This window comes from Actinoplanes sp. CA-131856 (assembly GCF_050956135.1).
Lineage (GTDB): Bacteria > Actinomycetota > Actinomycetes > Mycobacteriales > Micromonosporaceae > Actinoplanes.
This window is the reverse complement of sequence record NZ_CP191849.1, coordinates 8952833-8967985: the sequence shown is the minus strand read 5'-3', so window position 1 is coordinate 8967985 and position 15153 is coordinate 8952833. Positions and strand designations below refer to the sequence as shown.

Annotated in this window: 13 protein-coding genes; 8 read left to right on the top strand and 5 right to left on the bottom strand. The window is 72.6% G+C overall.

Annotated features, from left to right (window positions below; all coding sequences use genetic code 11):
• Positions 1-56 precede the first annotated feature (56 nt).
• A complete protein-coding gene (locus ACQP2X_RS40955; RefSeq protein WP_498691126.1) occupies positions 57-824 on the bottom strand; it encodes a glycerophosphodiester phosphodiesterase family protein in 768 nt (255 codons plus the stop codon).
• A 151-nt stretch (positions 825-975) separates the two neighbouring features.
• Here ACQP2X_RS40955 and ACQP2X_RS40950 point away from each other — a divergent pair, with 151 nt between their 5' ends.
• The 8 genes from ACQP2X_RS40950 (at position 976) to ACQP2X_RS40915 (ending at position 10262) form a co-directional block, all read left to right on the top strand.
• A complete protein-coding gene (locus ACQP2X_RS40950; RefSeq protein WP_498691124.1) occupies positions 976-1758 on the top strand; it encodes an L-type lectin-domain containing protein in 783 nt (260 codons plus the stop codon).
• Positions 1759-1837: 79 nt separating this feature from the next.
• Complete coding sequence (locus ACQP2X_RS40945) at positions 1838-2668, top strand: glycosyltransferase family 2 protein (RefSeq protein WP_498654468.1); 831 nt, start codon at positions 1838-1840, stop codon at positions 2666-2668.
• On the top strand, positions 2665-3768 hold the full coding sequence (locus ACQP2X_RS40940) for a glycosyltransferase family 4 protein (RefSeq protein ID WP_498691123.1): 1104 nt from the start codon (positions 2665-2667) through the stop codon (positions 3766-3768). The genes ACQP2X_RS40945 and ACQP2X_RS40940 overlap by 4 nt, the downstream gene beginning before the upstream one ends.
• The gene (locus tag ACQP2X_RS40935) at positions 3765-5669 is read left to right on the top strand and encodes a hypothetical protein (RefSeq protein WP_498691121.1); all 1905 of its coding nucleotides are present in this window, start codon (positions 3765-3767) and stop codon (positions 5667-5669) included. The genes ACQP2X_RS40940 and ACQP2X_RS40935 overlap by 4 nt, the downstream gene beginning before the upstream one ends.
• Positions 5666-6598, top strand: coding sequence for a hypothetical protein (locus ACQP2X_RS40930; protein WP_498691120.1), 933 nt, complete (start codon positions 5666-5668; stop codon positions 6596-6598). Before ACQP2X_RS40935 ends, ACQP2X_RS40930 begins: the two co-directional genes overlap by 4 nt.
• Positions 6592-7896 (top strand): lipopolysaccharide biosynthesis protein, encoded by a 1305-nt coding sequence (locus ACQP2X_RS40925; protein WP_498691118.1) that lies wholly within the window; start codon positions 6592-6594, stop codon positions 7894-7896. Before ACQP2X_RS40930 ends, ACQP2X_RS40925 begins: the two co-directional genes overlap by 7 nt.
• Positions 7841-9058 (top strand): glycosyltransferase family 4 protein, encoded by a 1218-nt coding sequence (locus ACQP2X_RS40920; protein WP_498691116.1) that lies wholly within the window; start codon positions 7841-7843, stop codon positions 9056-9058. Before ACQP2X_RS40925 ends, ACQP2X_RS40920 begins: the two co-directional genes overlap by 56 nt.
• On the top strand, positions 9042-10262 hold the full coding sequence (locus tag ACQP2X_RS40915) for a glycosyltransferase (RefSeq protein ID WP_498691114.1): 1221 nt from the start codon (positions 9042-9044) through the stop codon (positions 10260-10262). Before ACQP2X_RS40920 ends, ACQP2X_RS40915 begins: the two co-directional genes overlap by 17 nt.
• On the opposite strand, the gene ACQP2X_RS40910 is transcribed toward ACQP2X_RS40915, so the two are convergent.
• The 4 genes from ACQP2X_RS40910 to ACQP2X_RS40895 form a co-directional block, all read right to left on the bottom strand.
• Entirely contained in the window at positions 10196-11671 is a 1476-nt protein-coding gene (locus tag ACQP2X_RS40910) for a cellulase family glycosylhydrolase (RefSeq protein ID WP_498691110.1), read from the bottom strand. The two genes, ACQP2X_RS40915 and ACQP2X_RS40910, sit on opposite strands and share 67 nt — an antisense overlap.
• Before the next feature lie 162 nt (positions 11672-11833).
• Entirely contained in the window at positions 11834-13327 is a 1494-nt protein-coding gene (locus ACQP2X_RS40905; protein WP_498691109.1) for a precorrin-2 C(20)-methyltransferase, read from the bottom strand.
• Between the two features lie 2 nt (positions 13328-13329).
• Positions 13330-13947, bottom strand: a complete 618-nt coding sequence (locus ACQP2X_RS40900) for a precorrin-8X methylmutase (RefSeq protein ID WP_498691107.1) — start codon at positions 13945-13947, stop codon at positions 13330-13332.
• On the bottom strand, positions 13947-15077 hold the full coding sequence (locus ACQP2X_RS40895) for a 4Fe-4S domain-containing protein (RefSeq protein ID WP_498691105.1): 1131 nt from the start codon (positions 15075-15077) through the stop codon (positions 13947-13949). The genes ACQP2X_RS40900 and ACQP2X_RS40895 overlap by 1 nt, the downstream gene beginning before the upstream one ends.
• Between the last annotated feature and the right edge of the window lie 76 nt (positions 15078-15153).

Genomic DNA, 15153 nt, shown 5'->3' with positions numbered 1-15153 from the left:
TAGAGCCCGAACCTGAGAATAGCCTCGGAATGTTACGGCGAAGCCATCCTGAGTGACTATTCACCCGGCCAGGCGCCGCGTTCGCGATAAACATTCCGCAGGATTTCCGGGCGATCCGTCATGATGCCGTCCACGCCGAGATCGAGCAGCCGGGTCATCTCGGCCGGATCGTCGACCGTCCACACGTGCACCTGGAGCCCCGAGCGGTGGGCGGTGGCGACGAACCGGCGGTCGACGACGGTCACCGGGCCCTGCCGCGCCGGGACCTGAGCGGCCGCGATCGACGGGGGCGGCTTCAGTCGTACGCCCCATAACGAGGCCAAGCGCAAGCGGGCCACCGAGGCCGGGCCCATCGAGGTGGCGATCGAAGGGCCGGCCAGAGCGCGCACCCGGGCCAGGCGGCGGTCGCTGAACGAGGCCAGCAGGACGCGCCCGGTCGCGCCGGCCCGCCGGACGGCCGCGACCGTGGGCGCGGTGGCGTCGTCGGCCTTGACGTCGATGTTGAAGCGGATCGCGGGCCAGGCGTCGAGGACCTCGTCCAGGCGGGGGATCGCGGCCGCGCCGCCGACCCGCACGGTCCGCAGATCGGGCCAGGTCAGGGCCCCGATGCGACGCGCCGTGCCGGTCAGCCGCAGCAGTGACGAGTCGTGGAAGACGACCGGGACGCCGTCGGTGGTGGCGTGCACGTCGGTCTCCACGTAGCGGTAGCCGAGGCCCACCGCGCGGGCGAACGCCTCGGCCGTGTTCTCGTCGCCCTCGGCGGCGCCGCCCCGGTGGGCGAAGGCGAGCGGGGTCGGGGCGTCCAGGAACGCGAATCGGCGCACGCACCACAGCTTAGGAGCCGGGGTGGGCTAACCGCCCGACTGCCTCCCATTAGGGACAAATAGTCGAGACTCGGGCGCGCGGCTCGGCATGCTGCCCTACTTTAGGCCACGTCCCACTTGGGGCAAATCATCCGATTTGGAGCGCAGAACCGTGTCTTCTTCACGTTCCACGAGAGTTGTCCGGGGAGGTCTGGTCGCTGCCGTCGCCTTGTCGATAGCGGCCGCGCTGTCCCCGGCGGGCGCCTCGGCGGCGTCCGACGACCCGTTGATCGATTATCCGACCTTCAAGGGCGCGTCCTCGACGCTCGACCGCAACGGCAGCGCCGACCTGATCTGGTCGTCCGGCGGCCGGGTCGACCAGCGGGTCCTGCGGCTCACCGCCGGTGGCTACAAGCAGATGGGCTCGGCCTGGGCCACCCAGAAGCTCGACGTCACGCGGTCGTTCGAGTCGAACTTCAAGGTCTACCTGCACCACGGCCAGCCCGGCGCCGACGGCGTCGCGTTCGTCGTGCAGACGAAGGGCCCGCGCGCGCTCGGTGGATGGGGCGGCGGCCTCGGCTACCGCGGCATCAAGCCCAGCGTCGCGGTCGAGTTCGACACCTGGCAGAACACGAACGACCCGAGCAGCAACCACCTGGCCGTCGTCATGGGCGGCAACCCCGACTTCCAGGCCGACACGGCCGAGTCGGGGATTCCGCTGTACGGCAAGCCGTTCGCGGCCCGGGTCGTCTACGACGCCGACGAGTCGCTGCTGCAGATCTACGTCAAGTCGCTGAGCGCGGGCGCCGAGGAGCAGTTGGCGCTCGAGCACGAGGTCAACCTGGCCGACGAGATCGACGGGTCGGACGCGTGGGTCGGCTTCACCGCCGGCACCGGCTCCGCCCTGTCCAAGCAGGACATCTACTCCTGGTCCGTCGACGGCTCAGGGGCCTGACCGAACAGAAACGCCGGTGCCGCCGGCGTGAAGGCGGCGCCGGTGTCCCCGGCAAACCACCGAGTCTTGGAGAGAAGTCATGTCTACGGTCCCCTACGTCCGCCCCGAGGCCGGGACGGGAACCGAGCTACCGCCGCCGGTGGTCGTGCCCGCGAGTGAGCCTCTGGTCAGCGTCATCATCCCCGCCCTCAACGAGGCCAGGAACCTGCCGCACGTGATGGCCCGGCTGCCCGAGGTCGACGAGGTCATCCTGGTCGACGGCGGCTCGACCGACGACACCGTCGAGACCGCCCGCCGGCTCATGCCCGGCATCCGCATCGTCACCCAGAACCGCAAGGGCAAGGGCAACGCTCTGGCCTGCGGTTTCGCCGCCGCCACGGGCGACATCATCGTGATGATCGACGCCGACGGGTCGACCGACCCCAAGGAGATCCCCAGCTTCATCGCGGCGCTGCGCTCGGGCGCCGACTTCGCCAAGGGTTCGCGGTTCAGCGGCAGCGGCGGCAGCGCCGACATCACCCGCCTGCGCCGGGCCGGCAACCGCTGCCTGAGCTTGATGGTCAACATCATGTTCCGCACCCGGTACAGCGACCTCTGCTACGGCTACAACGCCTTCTGGTCGCGCTGTCTCGACGTCTTCGACCTGGACAGCACGAGCCCGGTGCCGGTCAAGAGCCGCGACGGCCGGCTGTGGGGCGACGGCTTCGAGATCGAGACCCTGCTCAACCTGCGGGCGGCCCGGGCCCGGCTGCGCATCGTCGAGGTGCCCAGCTTCGAGCAGCAGCGCATCCACGGCGAGAGCAACCTGAACGCGCTCACCGACGGCCTGCGCGTGCTGCGGACCATCGCCCGCGAGTGGCCGCGCCGCCGTGCGACCGGGGCCCGGCGTGCGCCGGAGCGCACCCGGTGAGGATCGGCGTCGTCACGAACGCCTACCACCCCGACATAGGCGGGGTGGAGACGCACGCGCGCCGGCTCTGCGCCGCCCTGGTCGCCGCCGGTGACCAGATCGAGGTGCTCACCCAGCACGCCGCCGGCTCCGAGGAGGAGATCGACGGGGTGCTGGTCCGCCGCTTCCCGCTCACGGTGGCGGCGGCCAACTACCGGTTCTCGCTTCCGCTGTGGCGGTGGCTGCGGCGGCACGCCGGGCGGTACGACGTGGTGCACGCGCACAGCTACCACGCGCTGGCCGCGCTGCCGGCCGCCCTGACCAACAGCACCCCGCTGGTCTTCACGCCGCACTACCACGGCACCGGTCACAGCCGCCTCCGGGCCGCCCTGCACCCGGTCTACCGCCCGGTCGGCCGCCGCATCATCGCGCGCTCGGCCCGGATCATCTGCGTCACCCGGGCCGAGCGGGAGCTGCTGATCAGCCACTTCCCGGAGGCACGGGACCGGATGGTGGTGGTGCCCAACGGCACCGACCCGGCGCCGATCGTGGCGGGCGAGACCGGCGACGGCACGTCGATCCTCTGCGTCGGGCGGCTGGAGCGCTACAAGCGGGTCGACCGGGTGATCCGGGCGATGGCCCACCTGCCCGAGGACCACCGGCTCGACGTGGTCGGCTCGGGGCCCGCGGCCGACGAGCTCGAGCAGCTCGCCCGCCGCATCGGGCTCGGGCCGGAGCGGGTGGCCTTCCACGGCCGGCTGCCCGACGACGCGTTCGCGGCCCGGATGGCCGGGGCGGCCGCGCTGGTCTCGGCCTCGGAGCACGAGGCGTTCGGGATGGCCGTGGCCGACGCGCTGACCGCCGGCATCCCGACCGTGGCCTCGTTCATCCCGGCCCACCGCGAGCTGGCCGCGATGGCCGGCCCCGGCGTGCCGCTGTGGCTGGTCAACCCGGACGACGAGGCGGCGCTGGCCGAGGCGCTGCTGACCGCGGCCGAGGCCGAGCGGGCCACGCTCGGCCGCAACCCGCTGCCGACCTGGCACGACGTCGTCGTGGCGACCCGGGAGGTCTACGCCGCCGTCGCCCCGCCGGTCCGGGTCATCCAACAGGCCGGCCGATGACCCTGACCGAGGCTCGCCCGGCCGAGCGGACGCGAACGGTGTCCGCTCCGGCGAGAAGCCGGCCGGAGCTGTGGTGTGCCGCCTCCCTGACCGTGGCCGGTGCGGCCGGGGCGGCGCTGCTGGTGGCCGCGAACCGGGCCGCCGAGTGGGACCGCGGCACCCAGTTCGGCCTGTTCTGGCTGGGCATGCTGGTCTTCACGCTGCCCGCCGTGTGCTGGGCGGTGCGCCGGGCGACCGGCGCCCGGCTGCGCGTCGCCGTGCTGGCCGGCTACGCCGGCTTCACGTTCCTGCCCAAACTGCTGCGCAACCCGTTCGGGCCGCTCTACCACGACGAGTTCGCCCACTGGCGGCAGAGCAAGGAGATCCTGCTCGACGGCCGCCTCTTCGAGCAGAACCCGATCGTCAAGGTGGTCGGCGACTTCCCGGGCCTGCACTCGACGGTGGCCTCGGTCAGCGCGCTGACCGGCATCTCGGTCTGGCACGCGGCGCTGCTCGTGCTGGCCGCCGCCCACGTGCTCGTGGTGCTCGGCGTGACCGTGCTGGCCGAGGAGATCTGGCAGGACGGCCGGATCGCCGCCGTGGCCGCGATCATCTACAGCCTGAACAGCTCGTTCCTGTTCTTCGACACCCAGTTCGGATACGAGTCGCTGGCCATCGCGCTGCTGGTGTGGACGCTGGTGGCGCTGCACCGGGCGATGCGCGGGCCGGCCCGCCGCTCCCGGGCCGGCTGGGCCGCCGTGACCGTGATGCTCTCCGGTGCCACCATCGCCACCCACCACCTGACCGCCATCGCGCTGATCGCGGTCATGATCATCATCTGCCTGGTGGTGACCGTCCGGGCCGTGCGCCGGGGCACCCCGGTCGCGGTGCCGATGACCGCCTGGGGGCTCACCCTGGCCGCGGCCGCGCTGGTGGTGGCCTGGCTGGCCCTGGTCGCCCCGCGCACCACCGGCTATCTCGACCCGTACCTGACCCGCGCCCTCGACCAGATCGCCGGGATGGCCGGCGACGGCGGCGGTGGCGGCCGGACGCTGTTCCGCGAGTCGGTAGCGCCCTGGTGGGAGCAGGCGGCCGCGTTCGGCGCGCAGGGCCTGGCCGCGGTCGCGATGGCGGCCGCCGCCCTGCGCCTGCGCCGAGGGCACGGCACCGAGCCGGTGGCCCGCAGCGGCGCGCTGGCCATGCTCGTGCTCGGCTCGTTCTACTTCCCGGCCGCCCTGCTGATCCTCACCCCGTCCGGGGCCGAGGGCGCCCGGCGGTCGTGGGCGTTCAGCTATCTCGGCATCGCGCTCGTCGTCGCGCCCCTGGTGGTGACGATGCTCGACCGCCCGGTGCGCCGGCTCGCCAAAGCCACGACGGCCGGCCTGCTGCTCGCCGTCTGCGCGGTGGCGGCGGTCGGCAACACCGCGGCCGGGATGAACCCGTCCTACCGCTTCCCGGGCCCGCCGGTCTTCGGCTCGGACACCCGCTCGTCCATTCCCGAGGTGCGGGCGGCGTCGGCCTGGCTGCGGGCCACCCAGGGACGCGAGCTGCGGATCGTGGCCGACCGCTACTCCGGGTTGATCTTCGGCTCGTACGGCGGGCAGAACCCGGTCACCGGCTCGGTCACCTTCCCCACGTACGACCTCTATCTCACCCAGCCCGGCCAGCCCGCCCCGAGGCAGCTGATCCAGCAGCTCAGCGCGTGGCGGTTCGGCTATCTGATCGTCGACAAGCGGATGGCCCGGGAGGTGCCCGAGATCCAGATCTACTTCGAGACCAACGAGCCGGTCCCGCACGACGGCAAGCCCGCGTTCACGCTCGGCCAGCTGACCAAGTTCGACCGGACACCGTGGACCATCAAGATCTACGACAGCGGCAACATCGCGATCTACCGCTTCGACTTCGCGCGGACCGGGCGATGACGACGCTCCGGCTGCTGGCCGCCGGCTCGGCCGGGCTGCTGCTGCTCGCGTTCGGCAGTGGCCTGCCGATGGTCTTCCCGCTCGTCCTGCTGGCCGTGCTGCTCGTGCTGGGTGAGCTGTGGCTGCGGGCGCTGGCCGCGGAGACCATGCCCGCCCTGGCCCGCCTCGGCCTGGCCACGGCGGCCGGGCTGGTCAGCCTGCCGTTCACCGCGATCGGCCTGCACGCGGCCGGTGTGCGCATCCGGGCCGAGTCGATCACGGCCGGGCTCGCGGTGATGCTGCTCGTGGTGACGGTCGTGGTGCTGGTCCGCGAGCGGGCGGGCAAGGTGGCCGACGATCCGCGTCTGGCCCGCACCGCCCTCGCGGTGGCGATTCCCGGGGTGCTCACGCTGATCGTGGGGGTGGCGGCGGTCCAGGTGTACGCCCGGATGCCGCACCCGCCGGAGCCGGGCTATACGAGCCTCGCGCTGAACGGCTGGGCCGGCGACGTCACCGGCCCGGTGCCCATCCCGGCCGGCGGCCTGATGTTGCCGCTGCGGGTGAGCAGCGCCGGTTCGCCGCCCGCGGTCGAGCCGCTGCGGGTCCGAGTGGGCGAGCGGCTGGTCTCGGCCCGCCCGCTGCGGATCGCGGCCGACACGACCCGGGCGGTCGAGGTCTTCGTACCGCCCCCGCCGGCCGACGGTTGCCTGCACCGCATCGAGGTCAGCCTCGGCGACACCAGCACGGTCGTGTACGCCCGGGGCGCGGCGGCGTCCGTGGGGAAGGCCGGCGGCGGAATCGCGGTCGGCGGCGGTGGTTCGGCCGTGGGGAAGGTCGGCGGCGGAATCGCGGTCGGCGGCGGAGGTTCGGTCGCGGGCGGGGTGAAAGCCGGCAGCCAGGCGCGGGCCGAGGGCGGCGCGGTGGGCGTGCGGAGTGTGCGCGCGTGCTGAAGGCGGTCGCTCGGGACTCGCTGGCCCGGAACAGCGTGCTGATCATGGGGAGCACGGTCGGCACGGCCGGGCTCGGCTATCTCTACTGGCTGCTCGCCGCTCGTGAGCTGCCGCAACCGGCGATCGGCACCGCGACCGCGCTCATCTCGGTCGCCACCGTCGTCAGCATGGTGTCCAACCTGGGCGCCGGGCATATGTTCATCCAGCGGCTGCCCGGGGCCGGCCTGGCCGCCTGGTCGCGGATCGTCAGCGCCGGACTGCTGCTCGGCTGCTCGTCGACCGCCCTCGCGGCCTTCCTGGCGGCGGCCGTGCTGCCCGCGGCCGGCGCCAACTTCGCCTTCCTGGCCGGCGCCGGCGGGGCCCTGGCCCTGATCGTCACCGCTGTCGCGCTGACCGCCTCGACGCTGCTCGACTACGTCTTCATCGCGCACCGGGCCAGCCACGGCATGCTCGGGCGCAACCTCGGGGTGGCCGTCGGCAAGGTGCTCACCCTGGGCGCGCTGATCTGGTCCGGCGTGGGCGGTCCGGCCGCGGTGCTGCTCGCCTGGACGGTGCCCTCGGTGGCCGTCACGGCGTACACCCTGGGGGTCAGCCTGACCCGGCTGCGACCGGGAGCGAAACTCCGGGGCGCCGGAATCGGCGCCGAACTGCCGCACCTGCGGAGCTCGCTGACCGGGCACCACCTGATCAACCTGGCCCAGGCCGGGCCCAGCGCCCTGCTGCCGGTGCTGGTCACGGCCCGGCTCGGCGCCGAGGCCAACGGGCACTTCTACGTGGCCTGGATGACCGCCTCGGTGCTGTTCATGGTGTCGCCCGCGGTGGCCTCGGCCATGTACGCCGAGCGCGCCAACCGGTCGGCGGCCGGCCTGCCCCGCGCCGCCCTGGTCGTGCTGGTCGTGATCGGTCTGCCGGCGCTGGTCCTGTTCACCTGCGGCGAGGAGATCCTCGGGCTGTTCAGCGGCGGCTACGCGGCCGAGGGCGAGCTGCTGCTGCGGATCCTCGTGCTGGCCGCCGTCCCCGACGCGATCACCAACCTGGCCGTGGCCCACTGGCGCTCGCTCGGCGACTATCGCCGCTGCCTGCGGCTCAACCTGCTGATGGCCCTCACCTGCCTCTGCCTCACCTGGCTGTGGCTGCCCGGCGCCGCCATCGAGGGCGCCGGCATCGCGTGGCTGACCGGGCAGTGCGCGGGCGCCCTGGCCGTCGCCGTCATCGCCTTCCGTCGTCGTCCCCCTGGGAGGAATGTTGAAGATCCTGCACCTGTCCAACCTGTACGCGCCGATCATCGGCGGGCTTGAGCGCAGCATCGCCACCAGCAGCGAGGAGCTGGTCCGGCGCGGGCACGAGGTCACCGTGCTCACCCTCGCGACGCCGCGCGCGGCGCACGACGAGGAGATCAACGGGGTACGCGTGAAACGCGTGCGCAGCGTGGCCAACACCGTCCTGCCGGGCATGAACGAGGACGCGTCCAAGCCGTTCCATCCGACCACGGCCGACCCGCTGACCATGGCGGCCATCCGCCGGGTTCTCGCCGAGTCGCACTACGACGTGATCCACAGCCATGACTGGCTCATGTACAGCTATCTGCCGCTGCGCTTCGGCCGCCTCGGCCGGCCGCACGTGCACACCGCGCACGACTTCGGGCTGACCTGCGTCAAGAAGACCTTCACCCGCAACGACAAGACCTGCGGCGGTCCCCGGCTCGGCCGCTGCCTGCCGTGCGCCTCCGGCCAGTACGGCCGCCCTCGCGCGGCGCTGCTCACCACGGCGCTGCGCTCGCAGCGGCACCGCGGCATCGACGCGCTCACCGCGATCTCGCCGGCCGTGGCCGAGGCCCTGTCGCACGGCCGCGTCCCCGGTGACCTGCCGGTCAAGGTGATCAGCAGTCTGGTGCCGGACGGTCTCGACGAGCTGGCCCGCCGCACGCCCCGGCCGTCCTGGCTGCCGGACCGGCCCTACCTGCTGTTCGTCGGCGCGCTCGGCCCGCACAAGGGTGTCGACGTGCTCTTCGACGCCTATCAGCGGCTCGGCGACGACAAGCCGCCGCTGGTCTGCGTCGGCACCCCCCGGCACGACACCCCGCCCATCCCGGAGGGCGTGATCGTGCGGCACGACGTGCCCCACCACGAGGTGATGGCGGCCTGGCACGGCGCCGCGGCCGGTGTCGTGCCGTCGATCCTGGAGGCCATGGGCCAGGTCGCGGTCGAGGCCCTGCTGGCCGGGGCGCCGCTGATCGCGTCGAGGACCGGCGGGCTGGCCGACATGATCCGCGACGGCGAGACCGGGCTGCACGTGCCGCCGGGCGACCCGGTCTGGCTTGCCGCCGCCATCGTCCGGGTGCTCACCCAGCCCGGCCTGGCCGACCGGCTGCGCGTGGCCGGTCACCAGCGCGGCCTCGACTACACCGCCGCGCGCGTCGTCCCGCAGATCGAGGAGGTCTACCGTGAATGCGTCGCCTGACGACAGCCCCACCCGGATCGTCGTGGCCGGATCCGGCTGGCGGTTCCTCTCCGGCATCAGCTACTACACCTGCCGGCTCAGCAACGCGCTGGCCACCCGGTACGAGGTCGGCGCCATCCTCATGCGGCAGCTGCTGCCGACCCGGCTCTACCCGGGGCGGTCCCGTGTCGGGCAGCGCCTCAACGACCTCGACTACGCCGACGGGGTGCGCGTCTTCGACGGGATCGACTGGTGGGCCGTGCCGAGCCTGATCCGGGCCGTGCGGTTCCTGCGCTCGTTCCGGCCCGACGTGCTGGTGCTGCAATGGTGGACCGGGACGGTGCTCCACTCGTACCTCGTGCTCTGCCTGGCCGCCCGGATCTTGAAGATCAAGGTCGTGGTCGAGTTCCACGAGGTGCAGGACACCGGCGAGGCCGCGCACAAGTGGGCCTCGCTCTACTGCCGCAAGCTGATCCGCCCGCTGCTGCGCGGCACGGACGGCATCATCGTCCACTCGCGCTTCGACCGGGTCGCGCTGCGGCAGACGTACGACCTGACGGGTGTCCCGGACGAGATCGCGTTGCACGGGCCGTTCGACCACCATGCGGTGCCGGCACCCCGCGCCGCTGAGTCGGGGCGGCGGCGCCTGCTCTTCTTCGGCACCATCCGTCCGTACAAGGGTCTCGAGGATCTGATCGAAGCCTTCGCCCTTCTGCCCGGCGACTGTGAGCTCACCGTGGTGGGGGAGACGTGGGAGGGCTGGACGCTGCCCGCGGACCTGATCGCGGCGTCGCCGGCCTCGTCGCGGATCACCTTCGTCAACCGCTACGTCACCGATGCCGAGGTGGACGGGTTCTTCGCGGCGGCCGATGTCGTGGTGTTGCCCTATCGGCGTAGTTCGGCCAGTGGGCCGCTGCATATCGCGATGAGTCACGGGCTGCCGGTCGTGGTCACCGCCGTGGGTGGGCTCGTGGAAGCCGCTGAGGAGTATTCGGGGGCGGTGTTCGCTCCCGCTGCCTCGCCGGCCGCGCTGGCCGCTTCGATCGCTGCTGCCCTTTCGGACAAAACGGGCAGGCGGCACACCGACCCCTCTTCGTGGGAGCGATCGGTGGCCGCCTTTGAGCGCCTGTTTGCCGAAATCGGCGTTGTTGTGGTCCCTCAGGACGCGGTGATCACCGCGTCGTCGAACCAGACCGTGCCTTTGTTGTCGCCCGACTTGATGTGAACCTGCATGCTGGCCGAGCCGGCCGGGGCGACACCGTCGACCGCCAGCTTGGTCCAGCCCACGGTGCCGTTCGGCAGCCAGTTCGAGGCCACGCCGCCCAGCCACTTGTCGTTGATGTCGAACCAGCTCAGCGCGATCTGGGTGGTGCCGGTGGTGGCGTTGCCCCGGGCCCACACCTCGGCGTGCCACTTCTGGTTCGACTTCACTGGCGTGACCGGCGAGACCCGGTAGGACGGCGAGCCGGCCGCGGTCTTGCCGGAGTTGGACATGGTCACCGACCACTGGCCGGTGCGGCGCACCGCCTGCGTCTTGGTGGCCAGGCCCAGCTCCGGCAGATATTCGCGCCACGGGCTCTGGCCGGCCGGCAGCTCGAAGCTCGGGTCCATCAGGGTGGCCGGCATGGCCGCGTTGGCCCAGCCGGCCTTGACCACGGCGGCGGCCGGCTTGGCCGTGCCGTCGAGGCGGAACAGGCCGTAGTAGTACTGGCCGGGCAGCTTGGAGACGGCCGAGGTCGGGATCGAGCCCTGTGCCGAGTCGGTCAGCGTCCACGGCGCGACCGGCACGCCGGCGATCTCGGCCGCCTCGAACACGCGGCCCAGGAAGGCCGCCTGCTCGCCCTCGGTGTTCTGCAGGGTGTTGAGGCCGGTCTCACCGATCACCATGGGCGCCGGGGCCACGGTGGCCTCGGCCTGGTTGATCATCGCGAGCGCGCGCTCGGAGTTGCCGTAGAAGTGGAAGTCGTAGTAGTCGATCGGGCTGGCCGCCAGCGCCGTCTTGATCTTGGCCATGCCCTTGGCGCCCTGGCCGCCGTCGACCGAGAACGTCAACGGCATGGTGGGGAACGCGGAGCGTACGGCCGGAACGATCTTCTTGGCCCAGGCCACGGCGGTGGCGTTGTCGGGGTTGAACTCGTTCTGCAGCTCGACCGAGATGACCCGGTTGTCGTTCTTGTAGGGCGCCAGCAGGGTCTTGGCCCAGGTGATGCTGCGGTCGACGTCGGTGTAGCCGTCCCACCAGTCGAACAGGGTGAACTTGACCGACATCCCCCGGGCGCCGGCCATGTCGACGAACTGGTCGAGCCGGTTGACATAGGTGGCCGACGGCGTGGGCCAGCCGAACGTCGTGGGGAAGACGATGATGCGGATGTTGTTCGTGCCCAGCGTGGCCGCCTTGGCCAGATCCGCGTCGATCTTGGCGGCGTCCCAGCTGGTCCACATCTTCGACCAGCCGGCGGCCGACGGGTAGTAGTTCAGGGTCTTGGCACTCTTCACCGCGTTGAGGCGGCTGGCCAGGGTGGGCACCGTCGTCGTGGTGGCGGTCTTGACGGTGGTCTTGGCGGTGGCGGCCGCCTTGGCAAACGCGGCGGAATCCACCAGGCCGACACCGAGCAGCAGCGATGAGGCAAGCACAGCGGCGCACTGGCGAGGGGAGATCACTGAGGTCGTGCCTTTCAGTCAGACGAATCAAGCGGAAGTGCCCCTCAATTCGGCGGACTGGTGGCCGGGTGTCGAAGAGTGCTGATTGCATAGCGGTTGCACCGCGGTGCATCCCGGTGGTGAGGCCCCTCTCGGTCAGACCGGGTAGTGGCGAGGCGTGTATACGGCCGTCGTGCCGTCGCCGCGGGTCACCGCGCGGGTCTGCGACGACCCGATGATGAGCAGGCAGCGCATGTCGATCGAGGCCGGGTCGAGCTCGCCCAGCGTGGTCACCCGTACCGACTCCTCCGGCCCGCCGACGTCGCGCCCCACGACCACCGGAGTGCCGGGCGCGCGGTGCTCCAGGAGCACCTCGCGGGCCCGGACGAGCTGCTCCCGGCGGGTCTTGGAAGCCGGGTTGTAGAGGGCGATGACCAGGTCGGCGGCGGCCGCGCCGGCCAGACGGCCCTCGATCACGGGCCACGGTTTGAGGCGGTCGGAGAGCGAGATGACACAGAAGTCGTGGCCCAGGGGAGCGCCGGCCCGGCTGGCCACGGCCTGGGCGGCGGTCAGGCCGGGGACGATCCGGACCGGGACGTCCTTCCACTGCGGGTCCTCGGCCACTTCGAGCACTGCGGCGGCCATGGCGAAGACGCCGGGGTCGCCGGAGGAGACGACCGTGACGCGGCGGCCGCGCTTGGCCAGATCGAGGGCGAAGGCGGCCCGCTCGGCCTCGACCCGGTTGTCGGAGGGGTGCAGAGTCTGGTGCGGTCCGGGTACCACGCGGTGGAGGTACGTCACGTAGCCGATCAGATCGTCCGCTTCGGCCAGTGCCGCCCGTGCCTCCGGGGTCAGCCAGCGCGGATCGCCGGGGCCGAGGCCGACGACAGTGACCTGACCCGCTTTCCCGGATCGGCCGCCCATGAAGGCCGAGGCGGCGGGGCTGGGGAGCAGGGCCAGCGAGAAGTACGGCACGGTGGCCGGGTCGACGTCGGCGAAGGGGGCGGAACGCTCGCGGTCGGTGGTGGCGCGCTCCACGTACCAGGCGTCGTCGAGCCGGCCCGCCTTGTCGAGGGCCTCGCGGACGCCGTCGAAGGTGCGGCCCAGCTTCATCACGGCGGCCGACTCGGTGCTGGACAGGCGGGCGGCCAGCTCGGCCGGCGGCAACGTGCCGGGCAGCACGGTCAGGGCCTCGTCGCGCTCCATCAGCGGGCGGCCCAGGACGGCGCTCGCCGCGCTCACCGACGTCACGCCGGGCACCACCTCGGTCTCGTAGCGGTGCGCGAGCCGCTTGTGCATGTGCATGTAGGAGCCGTAGAAGAACGGGTCGCCCTCGGCCAGCACGACAACGGTCCGCCCCGCGTCGAGGTGGGCCGCGAGCCGGGCCGCCGCCTCGGCGTAGAACTCGTCGATCGCGCCCTGATAGCCACCCGGATGATCGGTGTCCTCGGTGGTCACCGGGTAGATCAGCGGCTCCTCGATCTGCTCCTCACGGAGCAGGGAGGCGGCGATCGCGCGGGCGTTGCTGCGGCCGTGCCGGGCGGCGTGATAGGCCACCACGTCGGCTCCGGCGATCAGCCGGGCCGCCTTCACCGTGATCAGCTCGGGGTCGCCCGGCCCGACACCGACACCGAAAAGCCGTCCCGCCATGCTCACTCCGCCTCCGAGGCCAGCGCGTTCACCGCGGCGGCCGTCATCGCGCTGCCACCACGGCGGCCGCGCACGATCAGATGGTCCAGATCGGACAGCGCGAGCGCGTCCTTCGACTCGGCGGCCCCGATGAAACCGACCGGGATGCCCAGCACGGCCGCGGGCCGCGGCGCGCCGTCGGCGATCATCTCGAGCAGCCGGAAAAGCGCGGTCGGCGCGTTGCCGATGGCCACGACCGAGCCCTCCAGCCGGTCGAGCCACAGATCGAGGGCGGCGGCGCTGCGGGTGGTGCCCAGCTTCTCGGCCAGGGCCGGCACCGAGGGGTCACGCAGGGTGCAGACGACGTCGTTGTCCGCGGGCAGGCGCTTGCGGGTGACGCCGGAGGCGACCATCTCGGCGTCGCAGAGGATCGGGGCGCCGTCGAGCAGGGCCCTGCGGGCGGCCGAGGCCACGTTCGGGCTGTACGCGATGTCCCGCGCCAGATCGACCATGCCGCAGGCGTGGATCATCCGCACGGCCACCCGCGCCACGTCGGACGGGAAGCCGTCGAGATCGGCCTCGGCCCGGATCGTGGCGAACGAGCGCCGGTAGATCTCGGCGCCGTCGCGCTCGTACTCCATCAGATCCTCCTCGCCGACGCGATCGCATCGAACGTCTCCCCGGTCGGTTGCCGGGTCACGGCATAGCCGGCCGGTGTGGCCTCAACTCGGACGTGCGGGCCGCTCGGGCTGCCGCAACCCCGGGCGCAGCCGATCCAGTGCACGGGCAGGCCCTCGGTGAACTCGCTGGTGGCGGCGGCGTCGGCCCGGACGTCGGCCAGCGACTTGGCGCAGCCGGGGCGGCCGGCACAGGCCGTCACGCCGGCCCAGCGGGAATCGGCAGTGGTGGGCAGGCCGGCCTCGTCCAGGCGGCGCCGCCAGCGGCGGGCGGCCTCGGGGGTCAGGTCGGGGACGACCACGCCGCGGGCGGGGGTGATCACCAGCCGGCGGGCGGTCGTGAGCAGGCGCAGGGCGTCGCCGCCGAGCATGCCGAGCGGGACCAGGGCGCTCACCGCGACCAGGCCGTCGGGCTGATTCAGGAGGCCGATCCCGGTGGGTTCGGGCGTGCGTGTCACGGGGTGGGGCGTGCCGGGGGCGCCGAGCTTGGCGGCGACGCGGGCGGGGCCGCCGGGCATCTCGTGCAGGCGCCAGGCGGTGACGTCGACGCGCTCGTCGAGGAACGCGTGGGCGGCGGCCAGCAGGGTCGCGACGACGGCGTTCGCGGGAACTCGCAGGCCCGCGTCGTGGCCCGCGAAGAGGACCGCGAAGGCGTCGCCCTCGGGGACCGCGGCGAGGTCGGCGGTCAGGGGGACGTCGCCCACCGCGAACAGGAAGCGGCCGGGCAGGGCGGCCAGGGCCGGGTCGGCGCACAGCGCCTCGTCGAGGTCGGTGACCAGCGCGCGCAGCGTGGCGTCGGCCAGGGGCGGGGCCGCGATGTTCCGTACGGTCTCGTGGGTCGGCGACGGCAGCAGGCCGGCGGCCGACAGATGGGCCGCGAGGGCCGTCGGGTCGGTCTCGGTCAAGGCCCGGAGCTGCAGATTTGCCCGGGAGGTCAGCTCCACCGGGCCGATCTCGCCCAGGGCCGCGAGCTGGGTGCCGGTGAGCATGCCGCCGGGCAGGCGGACGCGGGCCAGCGGGCCGTCGGCGGCGTTGTGGAGCCGCAGGGCGCCGGGGCAGGCGTCGACCTTCGTCTGGCGGATGGGGGGAGGCACGGCCCGGATACTACGTTCGGGTACCGACATGGCCGCATCCTCGGGTCGGGATCGTCACACCGCCGGACCCTCCTTG